The sequence below is a fragment of the Rhodococcoides sp. S146-33 genome, assembly GCF_059489205.1.
The window spans coordinates 782074-806705 of sequence record NZ_JCAJWY010000002.1; the positions used below are offsets into that span (position 1 = coordinate 782074).

Below are 24632 nucleotides of genomic sequence, written 5' to 3' on the forward strand. Positions count from 1 at the left end.
GCGGTACGGGCGTCGCGGCCGTAGGATCAACGTACGTACAGTAGGGCGAAACGGACATGCGGTGCACGGAATGTGCACCGCCTCGGTTATCTGCGGCGCCGTCGGCGTCGCCTGAAGTTGGAGTGTGGCTCGTGGGCATGAGGCCCCCCACCGGTATGCCGTCGTTGTCGCGGCGAAGCCGGATCTTGCTCGTACTGGCCTTGGTAGCGGCAGGTCTGCTGCTCATCGGTCCCCGTCTGATCGACATGTACACCAACTGGCTGTGGTTCGGCGAAGTCGACTTCCGTGGCGTGTACACCACTACTCTGCTGACGCGATTGGTGATATTCCTCGTCGTCGCTCTGGTCGTCGGACTCATCGTGTTCGCGGCATTGTTGTTGGCATACCGCAACCGTCCGGTGTTCGTGCCGGTGGCCGGTCCCAACGATCCGATCGCGCGGTACCGCACGACGGTGATGAGCCGGTTGCGCCTGTTCGGTATCGGAATTCCGGTGGTGTTCGGCTTCCTGTCCGGCATGATCGCCCAGACCAATTGGGTGACCGTGCAGCTCTTCCTGCACGGCGGGGACTTCGGTCAGACCGACCCGCAGTTCGGACTGGACGTCGGGTTCTACTCGTTCGACCTGCCGTTCTATCGATTCATTCTGAACTGGTTGTTCGTTGCCATCGTGGTGGCCTTCTTCGCGAACCTGGTGACGCAGTACGTGTTCGGCGGAGTCCGGCTCGCCGGACGCGAAGGTGCACTGACCCGCTCGGCGCGAATTCAACTCGCTGTCATCGCCGGCAGCTTCGTTCTGCTCAAGGCCGTCGCGTACTGGTTCGACCGGTACACGTTGTTGTCGAGCGGTCGCAAGGAGCCGACCTTCACCGGTGCCGGATTCACCGACATCAACGCCGTGTTGCCGGCGAAACTCATCCTCTTGGCCATCGCAGTGATCTGCGCGATCGCATTCTTCTCCGCAATCTTCCTGCGCGACCTCAGGATTCCGGCGTTGGCCACGGCGCTGCTGGTGCTCTCGTCCATCCTGATCGGTGCAGTCTGGCCGTTGGTGATGGAGCAGTTCTCGGTGCGTCCGAACGCGGCCGACAAGGAGAGCACGTACATCGAGCGCAACATCGCGGCCACCCGGTCCGCCTACGGGTTGACCGATGACGTGGTCACTTACCGGGACTACTCCGGTGAAGCGGCCCTGAGCCCCGGTGAGGTGGCGTCGGAATCGGCGACGATGTCCAACATCCGTCTCCTCGATCCGAACATCCTTGCACCCACCTTCACCCAGCAGCGTCAGATCCGTAACTTCTACGGATTCCCCGACACGCTGGCTGTGGACCGTTACCCGGATGCCGACGGCAACCTACGCGATTACGTTGTTGCCGCGCGCGAGATCTCACCGCAGACGCTCGACGCGAACCAGCGTGACTGGATCAACCGCCATACGGTGTTCACTCACGGAAACGGCTTCGTGGCAGCACCCGCCAACTCCGTCGACGAAGCCGTCGCCGACGAATCCAGCGGTGGGCGGGGCGGCTACCCGAATTATCAGGTGAACTGGATCGAGAACGATTCCGAGGGCACGATTCGCAAGGACGGCCCCGGCGACCTCGATCAGCCGCGTATCTACTTCGGACCGGTCATCGCCAACTCCGACGCCGACTACTCGATCGTCGGTTCCACCGGCGAGCCCCGCGAGTACGACACGGACAGCAAGAGTTACACCTACGACGGTGCAGCGGGCGTGGACGTCGGGAACTTCTTCAACCGGTTGGTGTTCGCGAGCAAGTATGCCGAGCGCAACATCCTGTTCTCGAGCGTGATCGGCGATCAATCCAAGATTCTGTTCAACCGGGATCCTCGAGACCGCGTCCAGAAGGTCGCTCCCTGGCTCACCACCGACGGCTCGACCTACCCGGCGATCGTCGAGGGCAAGCTGGTCTGGATCATCGACGGATACACCACGTTGGACAACTTCCCGTACGCCCAGCGGATGTCACTCGAAGACGCCACTGCCGACAGCATCGAGTCGACCACGACGCGTGCGCTGCCGAGCCAGGAAGTGTCGTACATCCGAAACTCGGTCAAGGCCACTGTCGATGCCTACGACGGCACCGTCAAGCTCTACGAGCAGGACGAGAGCGATCCGGTGCTCAAGGCGTGGGAGGGCGTGTTCCCCGGGACCGTCATCCCGAAGGACCAGGTGTCGCCCGAATTGCGCGACCACTTCCGCTACCCGGAGGACCTGTTCAAGGTCCAGCGTGAGCTGCTCACCAAGTACCACGTCAACGATCCGCGAGAGTTCTTCACCAACAACGCCTTCTGGGAAGTTCCGACCGACCCGACGGCGGAGAACACCTCGGCCAAGCAGCCTCCGTACTACGTGGTCGCGTCCGATATCTCCAAGGAGGAGAACCAGGCGTCGTTCCAGCTGACCAGTGCATTGGTCGGTTACCGTCGAGAAGTGCTCGGCGCGTACGTCAGTGCGGATTCGGATCCGGACAACTACGGCAAGATCACCGTGCTGAGGTTGCCGACGGATACGTCCACCCAGGGTCCGAATCAGGTGCAGAACCAGATGACGACAACGACGGACGTCTCCGAGAGCTTGGGCATCGTCCGTCGTGAGAACACCGTCGAGTTCGGCAACCTGCTGACCCTGCCGGTCGGCAACGGTGGGTTGATCTATGTGGAGCCCGTATACGCCTCGCGCACCAACGAGGCGTCGGCGTACCCGCAGTTGATTCGAGTGCTGGTCTCGTACGAGGGTCGAGTCGGCTATGCCGCTACCCTGCCCGAAGCCATCGAGCAGGTGTTCGGAGCAGGTGCCGGACGGACCGTCACCGCACCCGGTGAGACCGACGGCACCACCCAGCCGGGTGCCGTACCGGAGACGGCGCCGTCCGACGGCGGTACTCCGTCGACAACTCCGGCACCGGCCACCGGTTCCTCGACGACTCGGGATGCGGCCGTCTCCGGTTTGAATTCCGCTCTCGCCGCGGTGCGCACCGCGCAGCAGAGTGGAAGCCTGTCGGACCTCGGCACTGCACTCGAGAATCTGCAGACCGCCGTCGACGCATACAACCGCGCAGGTAGCTGATCTCCCGCTGACATGAGCGAAAGAGCCGCCTCACCGTTTCGGTGAGGCGGCTCTTTCGTTGTGCAGCTGCAGCTCGTGTGAACTGCTCGGGATCAGCGTCCGATGGGAGCGAGCACGGGGGCGTTCGCAGCAACGAGGTGCTGGAACTGAGTGCTCAGGCCGTACTGGTCGGCCAGCTTGGATGCCGCGTCGAATGCGCCCTGTGCAGCCTGTGTGACGGCTGCAGCTTCCGGTGCGACGGCCGGTGCGGGTGCCGGAGCCGGTGCTGCCTTGGGAGCCGGTGCCGGCGCGGCCTCGGGCTCAGGAGTCGAGGTGCCGGTGGTCAGCTGCTGACCGCAGACGGGCCATGCGCCCGGTCCCTGGCTCTGCAGGGTGTTCTCCGCGACGCGGATCTGCTCGGCCTTGGAGGCGTTGGCCGGCGATCCGGAACCGCCGTTGGCCGTCCAGGTGCTCTGCGAGAACTGCAGGCCACCGTAGTAGCCGTTTCCGGTGTTGATGCTCCAGTTGCCACCGCTCTCGCACTGTGCGACACCGTCCCAGTTGTGGGGGGCTGCGCTGGCGGTTCCGGCAGAAAGGCCGAGGGGGATTGCTACGGCGGCACCTGCGATGGCGGCCAATCCGAGTGCACGCTTGCCGAAATTGTTCTGTGTGGTCATGCGGGGTGAATCCTCTCCGCGCTCGACTGGCGCGACTGGCCTGCAATCGTTTCGCCGGTGTGATGGCGAGAATGACCAGGCACTTCGTATCGTCGCGGCTCTGCCCCCGTACGTCTTGGGGACCACACCCGCGGGGCAGAGCAAAGGGAGCGGCGGGGTGGTGCAGGCCCAGCGGTTTAGGGCCGTCCGTGAAGGTAGTCGAGGATTCACTCAACGTCACGGAGCGATTTTGGGACGACCTGTGACCACCTGGTGGGAAGGGTGGGGGTCTTTTGCCAGCTCAGTTGGGCTCGTAGCGCTAATGTTTCCCCTTCGTAACCCGACTGTTATGTGAGGTGAAACACGCACGAAAAGAGACGCGGAGCACTATTTTTCACGCGCTTCGCCGTGATAAACGCGGGGAAGGAATGCCTCGAGTGCATGCGTTCGGCGGGCGGGGAGGCGCGCGATTGTCACGTGATTTGCATTGGCCGTACGCGCGGGAGTAACTTCGTAGATGCATCGCGGGGTGGAGCAGCTCGGTAGCTCGCTGGGCTCATAACCCAGAGGTCGCAGGTTCAAATCCTGTCCCCGCTACCACTACGGAAAAGGTCCGAGGCTATCGTCTCGGACCTTTTTCGTGTTCTTATCGGGGCATGATTCTCCCGGCCGTCAGAGACCCACGGTTGATCACGGTGCACCGCGGTGGCTTGTTGTCCGACGACGACCATCGAAGCCTGGCGCTGTGGGCCGCCGAGTGTGCGGAACACGTGCTGGGCTTGTTCGAGGCGGCGGAGCCTTCCGATTCGCGGCCGCGTGAGGCAGTCGAGGGCATTCGGGCGTGGATACGCGGTGAACTGGCGATGATGGCGACCCGCGCCCTGGGCGGCCACAGTATGGGTGCGGCACGGCCCCTGAGCGGCGCTGCACGCTTTGCTGCCTACGCCGCCGGCCAAGCCGCGTGTGTGGCACACGTACCCGAACACGACCTCGGAGCGGCTGCCTACGCGATCAAGGCGGTCCAGGCCGCCGCACCTAGCGGCAGGGAGACAGGTGCCGGGCGAGGGGAACTCCGATGGCAGCGGAATCGACTACCGGACAGCGTGCGTGAGTTGGTGCTGGAAGACCAGAAGAAGAGAAACAGTATCTGCTGGTCCGTGTTCGACGACTGATCAACCGAACGTGGTTGCGGATCTCGGCTATTCCTCGAGGATTCAGTCCGAAACCTGCTCGTGCCCATCGTCACTGGTGGCCGTTTCGGTGTCTTCGGACTCGTCGGCGGTGAGGTCGACCGTGTCGACACCCTCGAGCGCCGTCAGTTCTTGCTCTGCCTCTGCGATGAGGCCCTTCGCGTTCTCTTCGATCTTCTTGACCCACTCGGCCATGACTGTCACACCCTTCGCTCGATCGTGTACCACCGGTCTACCAGACTTCGTGCCCCTACGATCCATCGTGTGCACACTCGAACCTCACGCCTCGATCTCGACGTGCCGGTCGCTGCCGATCTCGATGCGCTGTACGCGATATGCAGCGATCCGCAGTCGTGGACCCACTTTCCCAGCCTGCGGCACACCGATCCCGGCGCGACCGAACGAATGTTGCTGGGCCGGTTGGAGCAGTGGCGGCGGGATGGATTGGCCACGTGGATCATTCGTCAGCGCGGCAGCCGCACGATCAGTGGCTACGGTGGGTGCTCGAAGCGGCAGAACAACTTCTGGAATCTGGGCTACCGACTTCATCCGGACGTGCACGGCAAGGGATACGCCACCGAGATGTGCGAGGCCGCCATCGAGAGCGCACACCGAACCGAGCCCGAATTGCCGATCGTGGCGTACCTCCTCGAACACAACGTCGCGTCGGCCCGAGTGGCCCAGCGCGTGGGGCTGGAGTTGATCACCCGTGGGCCCGACGTCGGTAATCCCGACGCCGACGCAGTTCGCTTGGTGTACGCCGATCGGCCGTTGAGCTCGATTCAGATGAACTCGGTTCTGTCTTCTTGAGCGATACCGTTCACGTCGGCCAACCTGCGCAGTAGCAATCGCTTCTCGGGTGCGGTGCGTGCACGATCCAGAGCCTGTCGATACTGCTCTGCTGCCTCGTCGAGCCGGCCGATTCGGTGCAGCAGATCCGCTTTCGCCATCGGGTACGGGTGGTAACGACGCAGCGTCGGCTCGTCGGCAAGCAGATTCAGCTCGTGCAGGCCCGCCGCGGGACCGTCGCGCATGCCTATGGCAACCGCTCGATTCAAGGCGACGATCGAATTCGGGCCCTGATTCATCAATACGTCGTACAGAGCAACGATCTGGTGCCAGTCCGTACTGTCCGTATTCGGCGACTCGTCGTGCAGCGCCGCGATGGCTGCCTGCACCGCATAGGGCCCGCTCGGTCCGCTACGGAGAGCGTCCACCACGAGTTCCGTACCTTCGGTGACGAACTCGGCGTTCCACAATCGCCGGTCCTGGTCGGCAAGCAGCACGATGTCGCCCTGCGCGTCGATCCGCGCTCGGCGTCTGGCGTCGGTCAACAACATCAATGCCAGTAGGCCGGTCACCTCGGACTCTGTCGGCAGGGCAGCGTGCAGCAGCCGTCCCATACCGATTGCTTCGGTGGTGAGGTCGATACGGCCCACTCGATCGCCCGATGTCGCCGAGTACCCCTCGGTGAAGATCGAATAGACGACTTCGAGCACCATCGGCACTCTGCCGCCCAACTCGTCCTGGCCCGGAACGCGGAAAGGTATGTGTGCGACGCGAATCTTGTTCTTGGCTCGCACTATTCGTTGCGCTGCCGTGGCAGGAGGGATAAGCAGAGCGCGGGCCACCTCGGCCGTGGTGAGACCGGCCAGGCATCGAAGAGTCAAAGCGAGGCGGTCGCCGGCAGCAAGTGCCGGATGCGCGCAGGTGAAGAACAATTGGAGTCGGTCGTCGGGTAGATCGTCATCGAGTGAGTTTTCCGGGAATGGTTCGCTCCGATCCGAATCGGCCTGCAGTACCCCGATCTTCGCGGCGAGCCTCTGGTCGCGTCGCAGACGATCGACCGCTTTACGGCGGGCAGTGGTGAGCAACCAGGCGCCGGGCTTGGCCGGTATGCCATCGACCGGCCAATGCTTCATGGCCGCCTCGATGGCATCCGACGTCACCTCTTCGGCAAGATCGAGATCGCGATAGCGCTGCACCAACGACGCGAGCAGCATCGAGCGTTCGGCTCGGAAGACCGATTCGACCGCGCGAGGGATCTCGAGTTCACTCACCGAACGATCCCGTACGTCAGAATTCGGCGAGCGGACGAACGATCACGGTGCCGCCGTCCTTCGATCCTGGGCATCGCGTCGCCCATTCGAGCGCGGCATCGAGGTCGGGAACGTCGATGACGTCGTAGCCGCCCAGTACTTCGTGTGATTCGGCGTACGGCCCGTCGGTGACGGTGCGTTCTCCGGTGGCGGCGTCGACACGCACCGCGGTGGCAGTGGTGAGGTCGGCCATCGCATGACCGGAGACGTAGACGCCTGCTTCCTTCATTTCCTTCTCGTAGGTCATCCAGTCCTCCACGCTGCTGCAACCCGGCGCTGCTCCGGGTGCGGTGTTTGCGTTGATCAAGAGGATGTATTTCATGGTGCGCTCCTGGGTTCGTTACCTCGGTGTCGCGGCGCGAGTCGCCGTACACGAAGACGACGCTCGAGAAGACACGATATCGACACCGGCGTCCACAATTTTCGGTGTGCACGAAAAAGCGGCACCGGACCGTGGGTCCGATGCCGCTCTTTCGTTCACTGCGTGGCTCGACGAGCCGAGTGGATCACTTCAGTTCTGCGGAAGTCTTTCCGAGCACTCGTCGGGCAACGATGAGCTGCTGGATCTGCTGGGTGCCCTCGAAGATGTCGAGAATCTTGGAGTCCCGGCTCCACTTCTCGAGAAGCGGGCGTTCGGAGTAGCCGTAGGTGCCGGCCAATTCCACTGCCTTGAGCGTGATGTCGACCGCCGAGCGACCGGCCTTGGCCTTGGACATCGAGGCCTGAAGAGAGTTGGGCTCCTTGTTGTCGGCCATCCACGCTGCGCGCAGTGCGAGCAGATGTGCTGCCTCCCAGTCTGCTTCGAGTCGCAGGAACTCTGCGGCGGCCGCGTGCTGGTTGTAGGCAGGCGTCTCGTAGGAGATCTCGACCCCGGCGTCGACCAGGATGGACCGCAACTCCTCGAGCGCCGCGCGTGCGACGCCGATTGCCATACCCGCGACCAGAGGACGCGTGTTGTCGAACGTCTGCATGACGCCGGCAAAACCCTTTTCGACGTTCACCTCGGCGGTGCCGAGGAGGTTGTCCTTCGGGATCCGGCAGTCTTCGAGCAGCAGTGCTGCGGTATCGGACGCCTTGATGCCCAGCTTGTGCTCGAGGCGTGCGACCGACAGACCCGGAGCGTCACGCGGTACGACGAACGACTTGATGGCCGCTCGGCCGAGTGACTTGTCGACCGTCGCCCAGACGACGATGTGTGAGGATCGTTCGCCGGCGGTGACGTAGATCTTCTCGCCGTTGAGCACCCACTCGTCACCGTCGAGCACCGCGGTGGTGGTGACGGCTGCGGAGTCCGAGCCGAAGCCGGGCTCGGTGATGGCCATCGAAGCCCACACCTTGCCGAAGCGCTCGAGCTGCTCGTCGGTGGACACTGCGGCGATCGCCGAGTTTCCGAGTCCCTGGTAGGGGATCGACAGGGTGAGGCCGACGTCGCCCCAGCACGTCTCGATCACGTTCACCAGAGCAGACATGTTGCCGCCGTTGGAGTTCGCGGTCTTGCTGGGCTTGGGAGCGGACTCGCTGTCCTTCTCGCGGCCACCGGCAGCGCCGCCGATTTCGCCACCGGCGTCGGACATGCCTTCGACCATCGACGCCATCGTGTCGAGTTCCACCGGGTACTCGTGCTCGGCGAGGTCGTATTTGCGGGAAATCGGGCGGAAGATCTCGGCAGCGACCTGGTGAGCCTGATTCGCCTGCGCCCGAAGCTTCTTGGGAAGTTCAAGATTGATCATCGTGTGTGTCCTTGGGTGAGTGCCATGGAATTCGGGGCGACGAGCTAGATGAGAACGATGCCCTCGGCGACGCCGACGGACCGCAGATCGCGGTACCAACGCTCGACCGGGTGCTCCTTGGTGAAGCCGTGACCGCCGAGCAGCTGCACGCCGTCGGAACCGATCTGCATCCCCTTCTCGGAAGCGAGCCGGCGAGCCAGCGCAGACTCACGAGTGAACGACAGTCCCTGCTCGGCGCGAGATGCACCACGCAGCGTGACCAACCGCATGCCGTCGAGCTCGATGGCGATGTTGGCGACCATGAAGGCCACGGCCTGACGGTTGCTGATCGGCTCACCGAAGGCAACACGGTCGTTGACGTAGGGAACGACGTAATCGAGCACTGCCTGGCTGGTACCGACGGCCAGCGATGCCCAGCCGAGGCGAGCAAGGCCGATCGCGGCGCTGTACTCGGCGGCCCGCTGATCTGCATCACCGTCACCGAGCAAGGCCGATTCGGGCACTGCGACGTCAGTCAGGATCAGCCGGCCGAGGCCTGCTGCGCGCAGGCCCATGCTCGGGTCTGCCTCGACGACAAGGCCTTTGGAGTCGGACTCGACGATGAAGAATGCGGGGTGACCTTCCAATTCCGCGGCAATGACGAACAGCTCGGAGCTTCCGGCAGCGGGCACGAGGCTCTTGACGCCGTTGAGCTTGTAGCCACTGGGGGAGCGGACGGCCTTCGTCTGCAACGCGTAGGGGTCGAACAATGCGCGTGGCTCGTTGACGACCACGGCGGCATTGGGCACTTTTTCGCCCACAAATGCCGGCAGGTAGGTCTTCTGCTGGGCGTCCGTTCCCCACTGGGTGAGTGCGACGGCTACACCACTGGGAGCCAGAATCGGCAGAGCCAAGCCCATGTCGCCATGAGCAAGAGCTTCGGCGACGAGCGAGTTCGTGACGGCTCCGCGCTCGGTGGCGGCACCGTCGAGTTCCTCGGGGACATTGATCAGCGTGATGCCGAGCTCGGCGGAACGACGCACCAGATCCTCCGGTGAGGAGGCGTTGTGATCTGCGTCGAACGCGGCCGGCCGGAGGATTTCCTCGGCGAACTCCTTGACCGTCTCGACGATCATGCGCTGTTCGTCGTCGGGGGTCAGGTCGAAGTAGCTCAGGTTCTTGGTGGCACCGTCGTCGAGGCGCTTGGGCTTGCCGCCGCCGGTGACCTTGGCGAACGTACGATTCGCCGCGCCGAGTGTCTTGAACCCGGTTTTGGTGCTCTCGTACGTCACCCGGTCGATCGTTTGGCGGAGGTTGTACTTCTCGACCAGTTCCGATCCGGTAAGGGCGGTCAGAACGCGCATGGCGGTTCCGATCGCATCTCTCTTGAACGGGTTGAGGCCAACCGCAGAAGTATCGCGGGGCACCTTCGGGCGCTTCGCGTCGACCACACTGTCTTGCTTGCTCATGATCACCAGTTCCTCGGCGTCGGTCACGGACTCCACAGATCTTACTCCCGAGTAAGTTAGCTGTCTACTGTCGAGTAAGTACCGGTGGCGCACGACACCCCGGCAGTAGTTCGTATCCTGCGTCGTACCGGTGTGACAGGCTGTTTCCGTGCATCCGACAGCTCAGATCTTCGCGGCCCTCGCCGCAGCCCTCCACGTCGCCATCTTCGTCATGGAAAGCGTGCTCTGGTCCAAGCCGGCCGTATGGGCAAAGTTCGGTGTCGCGAGCCAGAACGACGCCGACATCACCAAGCCGATGGCCTTCAACCAGGGCTTCTACAACCTGTTTCTCGCCATCGGCATCGTGGTCGGCCTCATCGTGGGCGGCTCGGCCGGCGACGCCATCGTCTACTTTGCGTGCGCGAGCATCGTCGGCGCAGCGCTGGTGCTGGCCACCGGCGGGGCAAAGTACTTCCGGCCTGCATTCGTGCAGGGAATCACTCCGTTGATAGCCCTGGTGCTGGCTGCGGTTCTCTGAGCCGGTTTCAGGTGCTCGGAAACAGGTGGCCGAGAACCTCGTTGTGCAGCAGGCCGTTGGTGGCCCCCGCGCTGCCCCCGTGCGGCCCCGCGGTGCCGTCGAGTGCGCTGAAGGTGCCGCCGGCCTCGCGAACGAGAATGTCGAGTGCCGCCAGATCCCACAGTGACACCTCGGGTTCCACTGCGATATCGACAGCCCCCTCGGCGACCAGGCAGTAGGAGAAGAAGTCCCCGTAGCCGCGCACCCGCCAGACGGCATCGGTGAGGTCGAGGAATTTGTCTCGGATACCGAGATCGGACCAGCCGGAGAGACTGGAGAAGCTCAGACTCGACGACGCCAACGAGTCGACCCGCGAAACCGTGATCCGGCGCGCGGTATCCCTGTCCGATGTAGTCCATGCCCCCTGCTCGTGTGCGGCCCACCAGCGTCGGTTCAACGCCGGGGCGCTGACGACGCCGACCTGCGGTACACCGTCCTCCAGAAGAGCGATCAGCGTTGCCCACACGGGTACACCGCGCACGAAGTTCTTGGTGCCGTCGATGGGATCCACCACCCACTGTCGGCCGCTGAAGGTCGCGGTGCCGCCGAACTCCTCACCCAGCAACGCATCGTTCGGACGCTCTGAGCCGAGCTCGGCTCGGATCATCGTCTCCACCGCAAGATCGGCGTCACTCACCGGTGTGAGGTCCGGCTTGGAGTCCACCGAAAGATCCAAGGCCAGAAATCGCCGACGGGTGATTATGTCGGCCTCGTCGGCGAGCCGGAGGGCAAGGGCAAGATCGGCGGAGTAGTCGGTCACCGGGTAAGACTAACGACGGGTACCGGTGACCGTGCCCGGTGTTGCTCGGGGGCGGTCGGGCGAGGGTTCGGGTGCCGGTAACCTTGACTCTCGTGCATCCCGACGTTTCTGCAGACCTGGCCGAGCTCGACACCACTCTGTCCACTGTCGAGTCGGTTCTCGACGTCGAGGAGTTGCGGCGACGCATCGACGAGCTGGAACACCAGGCAGCGTCACCTGACCTGTGGAACGACCAGGAGCACGCTCAGCAGGTGACCAGCCAGCTGTCCCACGCGCAGGCCGAACTGCGCCGCGTCGAGGAACTTCGGCAGCGTCTCGAAGACATGCCTGTTCTGTACGAGCTCGCCGAGGGTGAAGAAGGTGAGGCGGCCGCGTCGGCCACCGCCGATGCCGACGCCGAGCGCGCATCCCTGCGTGAGGACATCGCAGCCATGGAAGTGCGAACCCTGCTGTCCGGGGAGTACGACGCCCGTGACGCCCTGGTCAACATCCGCTCCGGCGCAGGCGGAATCGACGCCGCCGACTGGGCGGAGATGCTGATGCGTATGTACATCCGCTGGGCCGAGAAGCACGGCTACGGGGTCGAGGTCTACGACACGTCCTACGCGGAAGAGGCCGGCATCAAGAGCGCCACGTTCGCGGTCAAGGCTCCGTACACGTACGGCACGCTGTCGGTCGAGCAAGGCACTCACCGTCTCGTCCGCATCAGCCCGTTCGACAACCAGGGCCGACGGCAGACCTCCTTCGCCGAGGTGGAGGTTCTCCCGGTCGTCGAGACCACCGACCACATCGAGATCCCCGAGAACGACATTCGAGTGGACGTCTACCGCTCGTCCGGGCCCGGCGGGCAGTCGGTCAACACCACTGACTCCGCCGTCCGGTTGACGCACATTCCGACCGGCATCGTGGTGACCTGCCAGAACGAGAAATCTCAGCTGCAGAACAAGGTCTCCGCCATGCGAGTGCTGCAGGCCAAGCTGCTCGAGGTCAAGCGTAAGGAAGAGCGCGCCGAGATGGACGCGCTCAAGGGTGACGGCGGCAGCTCCTGGGGTAACCAGATGCGCTCGTACGTGCTGCACCCGTACCAGATGGTCAAAGATTTGCGTACCGAGTACGAGGTGAACAATCCGTCTACTGTTCTCGACGGGGACATCGACGGATTCCTGGAGTCGGGCATCCGTTGGCGAATGCGAGGGGAGCAGTAACCGATGACGGCCTGGTTGAACGTGACGCCCGAGGTCAAGCTCAACGGCCTCGGAATCGTGCTCTACATCCTCGGTGGGTTGCTGGCCGCGCGGTTCGTCACCTGGACCGGATCTCGAATCACTGCCCGTATCGATCAGAACTATCAGCACAGTGATGCACTCGTGCGGTCCGAGGCCGCCAAGCACCGGCATGCCCTTGCCCAGGTCATCACCTGGGTGCTGGTCACGCTCATCTACATCCTCGTCACCATCGAAGTGTTGCGTCGCTTCGGTTTCGGCGTCGGAGGTCTCGTGGCCCCTGCAACGGTCATCGGTGCCGCCCTCGGCTTCGGTGCCCAGCGCGTGGTTCAAGACATTCTTGCCGGCTTCTTCATCATCACCGAACGTCAGTACGGATTCGGCGACGTCGTGCAGATCGCCGTCAACGGCTCTGCTGAAGACGCCGAGGGCACCGTCGAGGACGTGACGCTCCGCGTGACTCGGGTGCGTAGCGTCGACGGCGAGGTCATCACGGTCCCGAACGGGCAGATCGTCAAGGCGATCAATCTGTCGAAGGATTGGGCGCGCGCCGTCGTCGACGTCCCGGTCCCCAGCACCGCAGATCTCACCCAGGTGAACGCGTTGCTCCGCGCAGTCGGCCGTGACGCATTCGCCGACACGCGCTTGCGTCCGCTCCTGCTCGACGAACCGACCGTGATGGGCGTGGAGAGCATCGAGGTGGGGCAGGTCAACGTGCGCTTGGTCGCGCGGACGCTGCCGGGCAAGCAGTTCCAAGTGGGGCGGGAGCTTCGAGTGAGAGTGGCCGCCGCCCTGCAGCCCGAGGGCATCAACGTGGCCCCCGACGTCAGTACGGCCGGAGTTGCACCGGAATCGTCGGGACGAGATCGGACGGAAGATCAGTGAGCACACCCGACACCGGAACCGAACGCTCGCAACGAAACTGGCGACAGTGGCGCATTCCCAACAAGATCTACGGCCGCGTCCGCACGTCGACCGTGGCCTTCGGTATCTGCTTCGTGCTCACCGGCCTGCTGTACGGCCAAGTCAGTGCCGATATCGCCGAGAGGGACAAGCAATCCATCGAGGGCCCGATCGCCGTCGATCCGTCCGAGCTCACCCCGTACACCGAGCCGCAGACCACTCGGCCGAGAAATTCGACGACGTCGGTCGCCCCCACTCCTACGGCCACCGCCGATGCGGAGCCGACAGGAAGCGTCGAACAGACCGGTGAGCAGGCGTCGACCACGACCGCACCGTCGACCACCACCGCGCCTTTCGGCGTCCCGATCCCGCCGGCTCTACAGTCGCTGATACCCACCCAGCCTGCGCCGACATCGTCGCGCTGACGCGCTCTTTACCGTCTCTCGGGACTCGCCGCGGTGCCTGCACGGGTCCGACGGTTACCGGCGGGTAAGGACTACACTGGCGACCCGTGATCAGCACCTCGAATGTGTCGAAGTCCTACAAGACCTCCACCAGGCCCGCCCTGGACAAAGTGACGGTCTCGATCGACAAGGGCGAGTTCGTGTTTCTGATCGGCCCGTCCGGGTCGGGCAAGTCGACGTTCATGCGGCTACTCCTCAAGGAGGAGACGCCCACCTCCGGTGACATTCATGTTGCCGATTTCCATGTGAACCGATTGGCGGCCCGTCGCGTCCCACGATTGCGGCAGAGCATGGGCTGCGTCTTCCAGGACTTCCGTCTTCTGCAGCAGAAGACCGTGGTGGAGAACGTTGCCTTCGCGCTCGAGGTGATCGGCAAGCCACGTTCGATGATCAAGCGCACCGTCCCCGAGGTGCTGGACCTGGTGGGACTCGGCGGTAAGTCCGATCGTCTGCCGAACGAGCTGTCCGGTGGCGAGCAGCAGCGTGTGGCGATCGCTCGGGCGTTCGTCAATCGCCCACTGGTTCTGCTCGCGGACGAGCCGACCGGAAACCTGGACCCGGATACGAGCCAGGACATCATGCTGCTGCTCGAGCGCATCAACCGAACCGGAACGACGGTTCTGATGGCGACCCACGACAATCACATCGTCGATTCGATGCGCCGCCGCGTCGTCGAACTGGACAACGGACGAGTCGTTCGCGACGAGGCTCGCGGGGTCTACGGCGTCGGGCGCTGACACCGGCCCACGGACAAGACCGCACAGACTTCTCGACCGAACGAATCGAAGGGCTCGGATTCCGCGATGCGCGCAAGTTTCATCTTCAGCGAGGTCCTCACCGGACTGCGCCGCAACATCACCATGACGATCGCCATGATCCTGACGACCGCCATCTCGCTCGGCCTGTTCGGCGGCGGATTGCTGGTAGTGCAGATGGCAGGGAAGACCCAGCAGATCTTCCTGGACAGAGTCGAAGTGCAGATCTTTCTCACCGACGACATCTCTGCCACCGATGCGGATTGCGCGCAGGACACCTGCGCCACGTTGCGCTCGGACCTCGAGAGCACACCATCGGTGGTCTCGGTGCAGTACCTCAACCGCGAGGACGCGGTCAAGGACGCAACCGAGCGAGTGTTCAAGGATCAGCCCGAACTGGCCGAGCTCGTCAGTGCCGACAGCTTTCCCGCGTCGTTCAAGGTTCGCCTGAGTGACCCCGAGCGGTTCGGGGTGATCAACGACAACTTCGAGAATCGACCCGGCGTGCAGAGCGTGCTCAATCAGCGCGACCTGGTCGAGCGACTGTTCAGTGTGCTCAACGGTGTGCGCAACGCCGCCTTCGCGATCGCCACGGTGCAGGCGATCGCCGCAATCCTGTTGATCGCCAACATGGTTCAGATCGCCGCGTTCACCAGGCGGACCGAGGTCGGCATCATGCGGTTGGTCGGTGCCACCCGTTGGTACACCCAGCTGCCGTTCCTGCTCGAGGCGGTGGTTGCGGCCCTGATCGGATCTGCGCTGGCGATCGCAGGCCTGTTCACAGCAAAGAACATGTTCATCGATGACGTGCTCTCGGACGTGTATCAGGCCAACATTCTGGCCCGGATTTCGAACAGTGACGTTCTGCTCGTCTCACCGTTCCTGGCGCTGGTGGGAGTCGGCATGGCAGCGGTGACGGCCTACATCACGCTGCGTCTGTACGTGCGCGAATAAATTCGCTTGCCGTTCGGTTCTATGCTGGAGCGGTTGCCCGTGGAACCGATCCATCCGGCGAACGCTCGAGAAAGGGCCCTGCAGTGAGAGAGAAGGGCCGCAAGGCCATCGCGACCAATCGCAAGGCGCGGCACAACTACTCCATACTCGACGTCCTCGAGGCCGGAGTCGCCCTCGTCGGGACCGAGGTCAAGAGTCTGCGTGACGGCAAGGCCTCGCTGGTCGACGCCTTCGCGACCGTCGACGACGGTGAGATCTGGCTACGCGGACTGCACATCGCCGAATACACGCTCGGTAGCTGGACCAACCATGCGCCGCGGCGAAACCGCAAACTGCTCCTTCACCGTCGTGAGATCGACCGCCTGGCAAGCAAGGTCAAAGAGGGAAACCTGACGCTGGTGCCGTTGTCGATGTATTTCTCCGACGGCAAGGTCAAGGTCGAGCTGGCGTTGGCCAAGGGTAAGCAGGATTACGACAAGAGACAGTCGTTGGCCAAGCGCACCGCCGAACGCGAGGTCACTCGTGAGCTGGGGCGTCGTGTGAAGGGCATGCGCTGACCGCTGTTCTGCTCGCTCTGGTAGCTGCCGTCGGCTATGGGGTGAGCGATTTCGTCGGTGGTGTCGCATCCCGCCGGGTAGCGGCATTGCGCGTGGTCATCGTCTCGTACCCACTGTCGCTTGTGATCGTTCTGCTCGTAGCACCGTTCGTCGGCGGCACGATCGAACTGTCGGCGATGCTGTGGGGGCTGGCCTCGGGTGTAGCAGGCGGCGTTGCAGTGTGGTGGTTCTACCTTGCGCTCGCGGCCGGGCCGATGGCCGTGGTCTCGCCGGTCACCGCCGTCCTGGTCGCCGGTATCCCGGTGCTGGTCGGGCTGTCGATGGGCGAGCGTCCCGGCATCATCGCGTTCGTCGGTATCGCCGTCGCCCTGGTGGCCGTGGTGCTTGTCAGCAAAGAATCCCCGGACGAGGTGACCGGTGAAGTCGCAGGCGGTCGGGAGATGAAGTTCACCCGAACCGTGGCCTGGTTGACGGTCGGTTCGGGTGTGACCTTCGCTTTTGCGTTCATTTTTCTGCATCGGATCGGCGACGGAAGCGGACTGTGGCCGCTCGCGGCGTCGCGTGCGTCGGCAACCGCGGTGGTCTGGGTCGTAGCTCTGGCGTCCGGGCACTTCTCGCCCCCGCACGGCAGCGTGCTCAAACTTGCGGCATTCGTCAGCGTCCTCGACGTGGTCGCCAACGCCGCCTTGATCTACGCCTATCAAGACGGTCTTCTCTCGTTGGTGAGCGTCATCGCCTCGCTGTATCCGGCGGCGACGGTCCTGCTGGCCATGGTGATGCTCGGTGAACGAGTCGGCACTCTGCAGAAGATCGGAATGGCGTTGGCGCTCGGCGCGATCGCGATGATTGCCCTCGCTGGTTGAACTGGCCCGGTCGGGGGTAATGACCTCGTTTATGACAGCTTCCGATTCGTCGTCCGACATCCCCGTGGCTCAGGACGACGGACTGCCTCCTCGCGTTCTCGTGACCGGTGCCACGGGCTACCTGGGCGGTCGTCTGGCCCCGCGCCTGCTCGACGAGGGCTACCGGGTCCGCGTGCTGGCGCGCACCCCCAGCAAGCTCGACAACGTGCCGTGGGCGGCGGACGTCGAGATCGTCAAGGGCGATCTGAGCGACCGAGAGTCGCTGAAGGAGGCGTTGACCGGAGTCGACGTCATGTACTACTTGGTGCACTCGATGGGAACGGCGGGACATTCCGATTTCGCCGACACCGAACGCGACAGCGCCGAGAACGTCGCAGCCGTTGCTGCCGAGTGCGGCGTCGGGCGCATTGTCTACCTGGGCGGCTTGCATCCGCCCACCGGGGAACTGTCACCACACCTGAAGTCACGCGCCGAGGTAGGTCGCATTCTGATCGAGTCGGGCGTTCCCACCGTAGTGCTGCAGGCCGGTGTGGTGATCGGATCGGGTTCGGCATCGTTCGAGATGATTCGCCACCTGACCAACCGGCTTCCGGTGATGACAACTCCGCGGTGGGTGCACAATCGCATCCAGCCCATTGCTGTGCGCGACGTGCTGCACTATTTGATCGGGGCCGCGAGCGCGCCGATCGCCGAATCCAGGACCTTCGATATCGGTGGGCCGGACGTGATGCAGTACGGCGAGATGATGAACATCTACGCCGACGTCGCCGGACTGAGGGAGCGCCGCATCATCGTGCTTCCGGTCTTGACTCCACGGCTGGCCGGCCACTGGATCGGGCTGGTGACGCCCATTCCGCGTGGGCTGGCGATGCCACTCATCGAATCGCTGCAGTACGACGCGGTCGGTCACGAGATGGACATCGACGCCGTCGTGCCGCGCCCGGAGAACGGACTGACGGGCTACCGCGATTCGGTTCGATTGGCGCTGCGCAAAATCGACGACGGCGAGGTCGAGACGAGGTGGACCGATGCCACCGGTACCGCGGCACCGTCGGATCCACTGCCTTCGGACCCTGATTGGGCCGGGGAAGTGGTGTACACCGACACTCGGGTTGCCAGGAGTGCGGCCAAGTCGAGCGCTATCAGACCGGCTCTGGAACGCCTGGCCGACTCCGACGTGCTCACCGGTTGGCATCGTGACGCCACCGGACCCGACGCCTCGGCGTCGGGCACCGAACACACCACGCGGCTCAAGTCCTCGACCCGGCTTCCCGGCGAGGCGTGGCTGGACCTGACGGTCGGCGGAACGGCGAAGCAGCCCACGATCGAGCAGCGTTTGGTGTTCTTCCCACGCGGACTGGCCGGGCGAGCGGTGTGGTATGCCTCTCTGCCGGCGCGACTGGTGATGGCGCGTCGTATGTTGCGGACGGTAGTGCAACGCGTGGACGCCGATGCGGCCTCGAATTCTGCGGATCGCCGGGTCGGCCGTTAATGGAATGAATGTGGCCGGGCGAGGCGTTACACTGAACAGCCCGGGCACGGTGTTCGGGAACATACGGGGCTGAACGGTTTCGACTTTGTATGTTGAGTCAGGGGAAGCGTGTCGGTGCAGGCGAGAGACCACCGTAAGCGTCATCGCAACCTTATAAGCGCCGATTCCAATCAGCGCGACTACGCACTCGCTGCCTAAGTAGCGACTGCGTGTCTGTCAGTCCGGGCTTGCCCTCGGTCCGGGTACTGGCATCAGCTAGAGGGCTTACCGATTCATCCGGCCGCGGGATGATGAGGAACATCAAACAGTGGCTGGGATCGTCATCCTGACTTGTTCGCGAGATCGGGAGATCCAAGTAGAGACATAGCGGACTGCACACGGAGAAGCCCTGGCAATGCAGCAGAGGACCCGGGTTCGATTCCCGGCAGCTCCACCGCAGAAGACCGGTCCGAGAGAGACTCTCTCGGCCCGGTCTTCTTTGCTTTGTCGGACAGGTCACATGTGCCCCTCCGAACCGATCCCACCCGAATCGGCCTCGGTGCCGAATAACCGGCATGAGCAACGAGCCGACTCCAGTACTGCGCACCGGCAGGCGGGTGTCCGCCCCTGCATTGGTCGTGTTGGTCCTCGGCGGCGGCAAAGACGTCAGCCGGGCGCGCAGTCGACCGTGGCACCTGGCCGGTCTGCGAATGTGGCCCTTCACCTGGATGCTTCGGCGTGTGGGACGCGCACACGACATTTCGGTGCAGCAGTTGCAGTACCGGTTCCGCGGCTGGAACGCCCCCGAACGGTCTCCGGTCGAGGACGCCCGGTGGGCGTTGAACCGAATCCGCGCCGAGCATCCTGACGTTCACGTGGTGGTCGTCGGCCATTCTATGGGCGGCCGCACCGCAGCTGCCCTGATCGACGACCCTTCCATCGTGGGTGTCGTCGCTTTGGCCCCGTGGTGGCCGGAGGGGGCGGAGGCCGATGCGTCCGGGCCGGGTAAAAAGCTGCTCGTGATGCACGGAACTGCAGACAAGTGGACCGATCCGAGAACCTCGCGCCGGGCGACCGAACGTGCGTCGGAGCGCGGGGCGTCCGCTCGCTACCTTTCCGTTCCGGGTGGGCATTTCATGCTCCGCAATCCGCGGCTGTGGTCGAGGGCGACGCGTGACTTCGTTCTCGGTATCGCCGCCGATGTGCAGGTCGACTGCATGGGCACCCAGTCGTGACGCGCCGTCGGGTTGCGGTTGTCGGGAGCGGTGTCGCCGGACTGACGGCCGCATACGCCCTGTCGAAGAATTCGTCGGTGACGTTGTACGAGGCGGACTCCCGCCTCGGGGGCCACGCGGACACGCATTACGTGGACGGCCCGGACGGTCCGGTAGGAGTCGACACCGGGTTCATCGTGCACAACGACCGCACGTATCCGACGCTGCTTCGACTGTTCGACGAGCTCGATGTGCCTACTCAGGATTCGGACATGAGCATGTCCGTGCGCTGCGACGGGTGCGGGCTGGAGTATTCGGGTGGCCAGGGCATGCGCGGAATCCTCGCGCAACGTACGGCGGTGTTCAAGCCACGATTTGTGTCGATGTTGCTCGATGTCAAGCGGTTTCACCGGCTGGCGACCGAATTGCTCGACCGGGACGACTCCGCGGATTCCGACATCACCCTCGGACGTTTTCTCGCCCAACACTCGTTCTCGGCATATTTCGGATCCCACTTCATGACGCCGTTGGTGTCGGCGGTGTGGTCGTGTGATCCGGACACTGCTCTCGCTTACCCAGCTCGCTATCTGTTCTCCTTTCTTCAGCACCACGGAATGCTCACCGTCACAGGGTCTCCCACCTGGCGTACGGTCACGGGCGGGTCGATCGAATACGTTCGGCGGGTGTCGTCGCGTATCGACGAGGTGCTGGTCGATACCCCGGTGCGCGCGGTCTACAGGTCGCACGACTCCGTGCAGATCCGGGACGGTCACGACGATCTGCGCACGTTCGACGCCGCCGTCGTCGCGGTTCATCCCGGTGCAGCGCTGAAGATGCTCGCAGAACCGACTGCGCTCGAACACAGCGTTCTCGGAGCGATGCCGTACTCGACCAATCACACTCAATTGCACACCGACTCATCGGTGCTACCACGAAACGTCAGGGCTCGGGCCTCGTGGAACTACCACCTCCCGTCCTGTGCCGCCAGGCCCGACCGAGTTCTGGTGAGCTACGACCTGACGAGGTTGCAGCGATTGGACGACACGCATCGAAGAATGTTGGTCACCCTCGGTGGAGCGGATCGCATCGACCCGAACACGGTGCTCGACGACATGACCTACGAGCACCCGCAGTACACCCCCGAATCCGTGGCAGCGCAGCGACGGCTTCCCGAATTGGACACCGATACGGTGGCGTTCGCCGGGGCGTACCACGGCTGGGGATTTCACGAGGACGGTGCGTTGTCCGGAGCACTCGCTGCACGACGGGTCGGTGCCACGTGGCTCTGACGTCCGTTCTGCCGGCCACTCGCGCACACGGAGCGGCCCTCTATGTCACGCGGATCGATCACGTGCGGCGCGCGCCTATTCGAAACACGTTCTCGTACAAGAGTTACAGCTGGTTCGTCGACCTCGACGCATTGCCCGAACTCCCGCGGATACTGCGGCCGCTGGCCTCGTTCGATCCCCGTGATCACCTCGGAGACCCCGACTCGACCATCCGCCGGAACGTCGACGCGTTCCTGGCGGAGAACGGTATCGATCTGGGCGGCGGACGAATCACGATGCTGGCCAGCGCGCGGGTATTGGGGCACACGTTCAACCCACTGAGTGTCTACTGGTGTCACGACCCGGTCGGAGACCTCCGCTGCGTGGTGGCCGAGGTGCACAACACCTACGGAGAGCGATACCGGTATCTCCTGCATACCGATCGTCGCGGCGCGGCCCGGACCTCCAAGAAGTTCTACGTCTCGCCGTTCAACGACGTCGACGGTGAATACTCCATGCAGCTACCCGAGCCGGACTCCGCACTCCGCCTGTCGATCGTGCTCGAACGTCCCGGTCAACCTCCGTTCGTGGCGACCGTCGACGGCCGTCGGCGCGAGGTGACGACGCGGTCGATTCTTCGCACCGCACTCGAGATCCCGATTGCGCCGCTGCGAGTGGTTGCACAGATCCGCTGGCAAGGCATTCGGCTCTGGGCGCGGGGCCTGAAGATCGTGCAGAAACCTACCCCTCCGGGGGAACGAGTATCCCAGAAGGAAGAGGCCCACAGATGACGACTGTGTCGAGATCCAATTCTGTGTCGAATCCGTACGGTGGTGCCGCCACGGGTCCGCGCCCGTCGGTCGATCCGCGCGTCTGGCCCCAGATCGCGCATGTTCCCGGCGGCATGAAGGTTGCTGCCGCCGCGCCCGTCGCCAATGTCCTGTTCCGTCGTGCGGTCGCGGGACTACAGGTCCGGGTCGCGATGCCCGACGGCGAAGTGATCGGAGCCGGGTCGGACGACGCACCGTTGATGACCGTCTATCGGCCACACGACTTCGCGGCACGGGTCGGCGACAGTGGACTCATCGGATTCGGTGAGGCGTACATGGCCGGAGACTGGGATGCCGAGGACCTCACTGCCGTGCTCGAGGTCTTCGCCCGGCGGATGGCGTCGCTGATTCCCAAGTCCCTGCAGCGACTCCGAGGGCTCTATATCCCGAAACCGCCGCGGAGCGAGCGCAATACGACGAAGAACACGCGATCCAACATTTCACGGCACTACGATTTGTCCAACGACCTCTTCGAGCTCTTCCTCGACGACACGATGACCTACTCGAGCGCGTTGTTCGCCGGATCGGGAAGCGACAACGACAGTGAGGAGCTCGCCGACGCCCAGCGTCGCAAGATCGACCGGCTACTCGACCGCGCGGGCGTCGGAGATGGAAGCAGGGTTCTCGAGATCGGCACCGGATGGGGCGAGCTGGCTATCCGAGCGGCCGCTCGCGGTGCGACGGTACGGTCGGTCACGTTGTCGACCGAACAGCAGGAACTCGCGCGCAAGCGTTGCGCCGCTGCGGGTTACGGAGATCGGATTCAGATCGATCTGCTCGACTATCGTCTGGTCGACGGCGAGTACGACGCGATCGTGTCGGTCGAGATGATCGAGGCCGTCGGTCATCAGTACTGGGGAACGTACTTCGAGACGATCGACTCGTTGCTCGCGCCGGGTGGGCGAGTTGCCCTCCAGGCCATCACGATGCCGCACGACCGCATGCTGGCCACCCGAAACACCTACACCTGGGTACACAAGTACATCTTTCCCGGCGGGTTCCTCCCGTCGGTGCGGGCCATCGAGGAAGTGACCGAGCAGCACACCTCGCTTCGGGTTCGCGAGCGTCTGTCCATGGGCGACCACTACGCGCGCACCTTGGCGCTGTGGGACAGCCGCTTCCGCGAATATCGAAGCGAGGCAGAGGATCTCGGTTTCGACGAGGTGTTCGCGCGTATGTGGCACTTCTACCTGTGCTACTCGGAGGCCGGATTTCGATCCGGGTACCTCGATGTTCAGCAGATCGTGCTCGACCGAAGGGACAATCGATGACCACCTCGACACTTTCCGTGGACCGGACCGATCGCAGCGTCGGTGTCGCGCATCGGATTGCCGAATTGATAGAGCCCTTGGTGGGTGGTCCACTTCCCGTTCGGCTGGAGGCGTGGGACGGATCCGTCGCAGGCGATGCCTCGGCACCGAGAGTGCTGTTGCGGAGTCCGAGCGCCCTTCGTCGATTGCTGTGGAGCCCCGGCGAACTCGGTGCTGCGCAGGCGTACGTAACCGGGGAGTTGGACGTCGACGGCGACCTTGCCGCGGCTCTCGATCACGTGTGGGGTGTGGTGCGTGAGCGCCGACTCTCGGCGGTCCGACCGGGGCCGGCGTCCCTACTGCGATTGGCGAGACTGGCGAAGGATCTCGGAGTGTTCGGCCGCCCACTCCCGCCGCCCGTGTCGCAGGCCTCGGTGAAGGGGCGGCTGCACTCGGTGCTCCGCGACCGCGCTGCGATCAGCCACCATTACGACCTGTCCAACGATTTCTACGAACTGGTCCTCGATTCGCACATGGCGTACTCGTCCGCGTACTGGACCTCGAATTCGCCGGACTACACCCTCGATGACGCCCAGCGCGACAAACTCGATCTCGTGTGTCGCAAGATCGGTCTCGACAAGCGCACCGGACAGCGCTTTCTGGACGTCGGCTGCGGCTGGGGGTCCTTGAGCCTGCATGCAGCTCAGGAATACGGAGCGAAGGTCGTCGGCGTGACGATCTCCCGCGAACAGAAAGCGTTCATCGACAAGCGAATTGCCGATCGGGGACTGCAGGACAACGTCGAGATCAGAATCCAGGACTACCGGGAGATTCCGGACGGCCCGTTCGACGCGGTGGCGTCGATCGAGATGGGTGAGCATGTGGGGGAGGCCAACTACCCGACCTACACCGCCGCGCTGCACGCCAACGTCAAGCCGGGGGGACGCGTGCTGATCCAGCAGATGTCGCGGAGAGAAGGCGACAACCCCGGCGGCGGAGCATTCATCGAATCCTTCATCGCGCCGGACATGTACATGCGCCCGGTCGGGCGGACAGTTGCCATGATCGAGGAGGCGGGGCTCGAGGTTCGGGACGTGCATGCGCTCCGGGAGCATTACGTGCGGACCGTCGACGTCTGGACCGAGCGCTTCGAGGCGCGCTTCGACGAGGTGGTGGCAATGGTCGGTGAAGAGGTCGCCCGGGTGTGGCGGTTGTACCTGATCGGCGGCGGAATGGCCTTCCGGGACAACCGGATGGGCGTCGACCAGATTCTTGCGGTCCGGTCGGAGAACGGATCGTCCGAGATGGAACCGGTTCGACCGGTCTGGGTACCCGCGCGGTGAACTGGTCCGATTTCCTGACCGTATCGC

General features: G+C 64.0%; 24 protein-coding genes, 1 tRNA gene and 1 other RNA gene. 19 read left to right on the forward strand and 7 right to left on the reverse strand.

Going from position 1 to position 24632, the window contains the following annotated elements; all coding sequences use genetic code 11:
• Positions 1 to 131 precede the first annotated feature (131 nt).
• Positions 132 to 3092, forward strand: a complete 2961-nt coding sequence (locus AC5WEY_RS12140) for a UPF0182 family protein (RefSeq protein WP_495646080.1) — start codon at positions 132 to 134, stop codon at positions 3090 to 3092.
• 92 nt (positions 3093 to 3184) lie between these two features.
• Here AC5WEY_RS12140 and AC5WEY_RS12145 read toward each other — a convergent pair whose 3' ends face one another.
• Positions 3185 to 3748 (reverse strand): transglycosylase family protein, encoded by a 564-nt coding sequence (locus AC5WEY_RS12145; RefSeq protein WP_495646081.1) that lies wholly within the window; start codon positions 3746 to 3748, stop codon positions 3185 to 3187.
• Between the two features lie 502 nt (positions 3749 to 4250).
• Between AC5WEY_RS12145 and AC5WEY_RS12150 the strand changes: the two genes are divergently transcribed.
• Both AC5WEY_RS12150 and AC5WEY_RS12155 read left to right on the forward strand, forming a co-directional pair.
• Positions 4251 to 4327, forward strand: a tRNA-Met gene (locus AC5WEY_RS12150).
• Positions 4328 to 4383: 56 nt separating this feature from the next.
• Positions 4384 to 4899, forward strand: coding sequence for a putative immunity protein (locus AC5WEY_RS12155; RefSeq protein ID WP_495646082.1), 516 nt, complete (start codon positions 4384 to 4386; stop codon positions 4897 to 4899).
• 42 nt (positions 4900 to 4941) lie between these two features.
• On the opposite strand, the gene AC5WEY_RS12160 is transcribed toward AC5WEY_RS12155, so the two are convergent.
• Positions 4942 to 5112 (reverse strand): hypothetical protein, encoded by a 171-nt coding sequence (locus AC5WEY_RS12160; protein ID WP_495646083.1) that lies wholly within the window; start codon positions 5110 to 5112, stop codon positions 4942 to 4944.
• A 69-nt stretch (positions 5113 to 5181) separates the two neighbouring features.
• On the opposite strand from AC5WEY_RS12160, the gene AC5WEY_RS12165 reads away from it, so the two are divergent.
• Positions 5182 to 5727: a GNAT family N-acetyltransferase gene (locus tag AC5WEY_RS12165; RefSeq protein WP_495646084.1), complete on the forward strand. Its 546-nt coding sequence runs from the start codon at positions 5182 to 5184 to the stop codon at positions 5725 to 5727.
• Here the strand turns inward: AC5WEY_RS12165 and AC5WEY_RS12170 are convergent.
• The 4 genes from AC5WEY_RS12170 to AC5WEY_RS12185 form a co-directional block, all read right to left on the reverse strand.
• Entirely contained in the window at positions 5700 to 6977 is a 1278-nt protein-coding gene (locus AC5WEY_RS12170) for an RNA polymerase sigma factor (RefSeq protein WP_495646085.1), read from the reverse strand. The genes AC5WEY_RS12165 and AC5WEY_RS12170 overlap by 28 nt on opposite strands.
• 16 nt (positions 6978 to 6993) lie before the next feature.
• Entirely contained in the window at positions 6994 to 7338 is a 345-nt protein-coding gene (locus AC5WEY_RS12175) for a YciI family protein (protein ID WP_495646086.1), read from the reverse strand.
• A 184-nt stretch (positions 7339 to 7522) separates the two neighbouring features.
• Positions 7523 to 8746 carry an acyl-CoA dehydrogenase family protein gene (locus AC5WEY_RS12180; RefSeq protein ID WP_057477513.1) on the reverse strand — a complete coding sequence of 408 codons (1224 nt, stop codon included), beginning with the start codon at positions 8744 to 8746 and terminating at the stop codon, positions 7523 to 7525.
• A 44-nt stretch (positions 8747 to 8790) separates the two neighbouring features.
• Positions 8791 to 10200, reverse strand: a complete 1410-nt coding sequence (locus AC5WEY_RS12185; protein ID WP_495646545.1) for an acyl-CoA dehydrogenase family protein — start codon at positions 10198 to 10200, stop codon at positions 8791 to 8793.
• 142 nt (positions 10201 to 10342) lie between these two features.
• Between AC5WEY_RS12185 and AC5WEY_RS12190 the strand changes: the two genes are divergently transcribed.
• Positions 10343 to 10711, forward strand: coding sequence for a DUF1304 domain-containing protein (locus AC5WEY_RS12190; RefSeq protein ID WP_495646087.1), 369 nt, complete (start codon positions 10343 to 10345; stop codon positions 10709 to 10711).
• Between the two features lie 7 nt (positions 10712 to 10718).
• Here the strand turns inward: AC5WEY_RS12190 and hisN are convergent, their stop codons facing one another.
• The gene (hisN, locus tag AC5WEY_RS12195; protein WP_495646088.1) at positions 10719 to 11510 is read right to left on the reverse strand and encodes a histidinol-phosphatase; all 792 of its coding nucleotides are present in this window, start codon (positions 11508 to 11510) and stop codon (positions 10719 to 10721) included.
• Between the two features lie 92 nt (positions 11511 to 11602).
• Here hisN and prfB point away from each other — a divergent pair, with 92 nt between their 5' ends.
• From prfB to AC5WEY_RS12265, 14 genes are all read left to right on the forward strand, one after another.
• Positions 11603 to 12715 carry a peptide chain release factor 2 gene (gene prfB, locus AC5WEY_RS12200; protein ID WP_027496571.1) on the forward strand — a complete coding sequence of 371 codons (1113 nt, stop codon included), beginning with the start codon at positions 11603 to 11605 and terminating at the stop codon, positions 12713 to 12715.
• Positions 12716 to 12718: 3 nt separating this feature from the next.
• Complete coding sequence (locus tag AC5WEY_RS12205; protein WP_037155702.1) at positions 12719 to 13618, forward strand: mechanosensitive ion channel family protein; 900 nt, start codon at positions 12719 to 12721, stop codon at positions 13616 to 13618.
• Complete coding sequence (locus AC5WEY_RS12210) at positions 13615 to 14061, forward strand: Rv3103c transmembrane domain-containing protein (protein WP_057477517.1); 447 nt, start codon at positions 13615 to 13617, stop codon at positions 14059 to 14061. Before AC5WEY_RS12205 ends, AC5WEY_RS12210 begins: the two co-directional genes overlap by 4 nt.
• A gap of 86 nt (positions 14062 to 14147) precedes the next feature.
• On the forward strand, positions 14148 to 14837 hold the full coding sequence (ftsE, locus tag AC5WEY_RS12215) for a cell division ATP-binding protein FtsE (protein WP_027496574.1): 690 nt from the start codon (positions 14148 to 14150) through the stop codon (positions 14835 to 14837).
• A gap of 66 nt (positions 14838 to 14903) precedes the next feature.
• Positions 14904 to 15809 (forward strand): permease-like cell division protein FtsX, encoded by a 906-nt coding sequence (gene ftsX / locus AC5WEY_RS12220; protein ID WP_057477518.1) that lies wholly within the window; start codon positions 14904 to 14906, stop codon positions 15807 to 15809.
• An 83-nt stretch (positions 15810 to 15892) separates the two neighbouring features.
• Positions 15893 to 16366: an SsrA-binding protein SmpB gene (gene smpB, locus AC5WEY_RS12225; protein WP_032397704.1), complete on the forward strand. Its 474-nt coding sequence runs from the start codon at positions 15893 to 15895 to the stop codon at positions 16364 to 16366.
• Complete coding sequence (locus AC5WEY_RS12230) at positions 16363 to 17229, forward strand: EamA family transporter (protein ID WP_495646546.1); 867 nt, start codon at positions 16363 to 16365, stop codon at positions 17227 to 17229. Before smpB ends, AC5WEY_RS12230 begins: the two co-directional genes overlap by 4 nt.
• Before the next feature lie 31 nt (positions 17230 to 17260).
• Positions 17261 to 18721 (forward strand): SDR family NAD(P)-dependent oxidoreductase, encoded by a 1461-nt coding sequence (locus AC5WEY_RS12235; protein ID WP_495646089.1) that lies wholly within the window; start codon positions 17261 to 17263, stop codon positions 18719 to 18721.
• Between the two features lie 65 nt (positions 18722 to 18786).
• Positions 18787 to 19157: a transfer-messenger RNA gene (ssrA, locus tag AC5WEY_RS12240) on the forward strand.
• A 118-nt stretch (positions 19158 to 19275) separates the two neighbouring features.
• The gene (locus AC5WEY_RS12245; RefSeq protein ID WP_495646090.1) at positions 19276 to 19935 is read left to right on the forward strand and encodes an alpha/beta hydrolase; all 660 of its coding nucleotides are present in this window, start codon (positions 19276 to 19278) and stop codon (positions 19933 to 19935) included.
• Complete coding sequence (locus AC5WEY_RS12250) at positions 19932 to 21203, forward strand: NAD(P)/FAD-dependent oxidoreductase (RefSeq protein ID WP_495646091.1); 1272 nt, start codon at positions 19932 to 19934, stop codon at positions 21201 to 21203. Before AC5WEY_RS12245 ends, AC5WEY_RS12250 begins: the two co-directional genes overlap by 4 nt.
• Positions 21194 to 21973: a DUF1365 domain-containing protein gene (locus AC5WEY_RS12255; RefSeq protein WP_495646092.1), complete on the forward strand. Its 780-nt coding sequence runs from the start codon at positions 21194 to 21196 to the stop codon at positions 21971 to 21973. The genes AC5WEY_RS12250 and AC5WEY_RS12255 overlap by 10 nt, the downstream gene beginning before the upstream one ends.
• Positions 21970 to 23283 carry a class I SAM-dependent methyltransferase gene (locus tag AC5WEY_RS12260; RefSeq protein ID WP_495646093.1) on the forward strand — a complete coding sequence of 438 codons (1314 nt, stop codon included), beginning with the start codon at positions 21970 to 21972 and terminating at the stop codon, positions 23281 to 23283. Before AC5WEY_RS12255 ends, AC5WEY_RS12260 begins: the two co-directional genes overlap by 4 nt.
• Positions 23280 to 24605 (forward strand): SAM-dependent methyltransferase, encoded by a 1326-nt coding sequence (locus AC5WEY_RS12265; protein ID WP_057477524.1) that lies wholly within the window; start codon positions 23280 to 23282, stop codon positions 24603 to 24605. Before AC5WEY_RS12260 ends, AC5WEY_RS12265 begins: the two co-directional genes overlap by 4 nt.
• Positions 24606 to 24632 lie beyond the last annotated feature (27 nt).

Bases quoted from the DNA above. Each gene is read 5' to 3' on its own strand.
- AC5WEY_RS12145 (WP_495646081.1), bottom strand. From the start codon at position 3,748: ATGACCACACAGAACAATTTCGGCAAGCGTGCACTCGGATTGGCCGCC.
- AC5WEY_RS12155 (WP_495646082.1), top strand. From the start codon at position 4,384: ATGATTCTCCCGGCCGTCAGAGACCCACGGTTGATCACGGTGCACCGC.
- AC5WEY_RS12160 (WP_495646083.1), bottom strand. From the start codon at position 5,112: ATGGCCGAGTGGGTCAAGAAGATCGAAGAGAACGCGAAGGGCCTCATC.
- AC5WEY_RS12175 (WP_495646086.1), bottom strand. From the start codon at position 7,338: ATGAAATACATCCTCTTGATCAACGCAAACACCGCACCCGGAGCAGCG.
- AC5WEY_RS12180 (WP_057477513.1), bottom strand. From the start codon at position 8,746: ATGATCAATCTTGAACTTCCCAAGAAGCTTCGGGCGCAGGCGAATCAG.
- AC5WEY_RS12205 (WP_037155702.1), top strand. From the start codon at position 12,719: ATGACGGCCTGGTTGAACGTGACGCCCGAGGTCAAGCTCAACGGCCTC.
- ftsX (WP_057477518.1), top strand. From the start codon at position 14,904: ATGCGCGCAAGTTTCATCTTCAGCGAGGTCCTCACCGGACTGCGCCGC.
- AC5WEY_RS12235 (WP_495646089.1), top strand. From the start codon at position 17,261: ATGACAGCTTCCGATTCGTCGTCCGACATCCCCGTGGCTCAGGACGAC.
- AC5WEY_RS12245 (WP_495646090.1), top strand. From the start codon at position 19,276: ATGAGCAACGAGCCGACTCCAGTACTGCGCACCGGCAGGCGGGTGTCC.
- AC5WEY_RS12260 (WP_495646093.1), top strand. From the start codon at position 21,970: ATGACGACTGTGTCGAGATCCAATTCTGTGTCGAATCCGTACGGTGGT.
- AC5WEY_RS12265 (WP_057477524.1), top strand. From the start codon at position 23,280: ATGACCACCTCGACACTTTCCGTGGACCGGACCGATCGCAGCGTCGGT.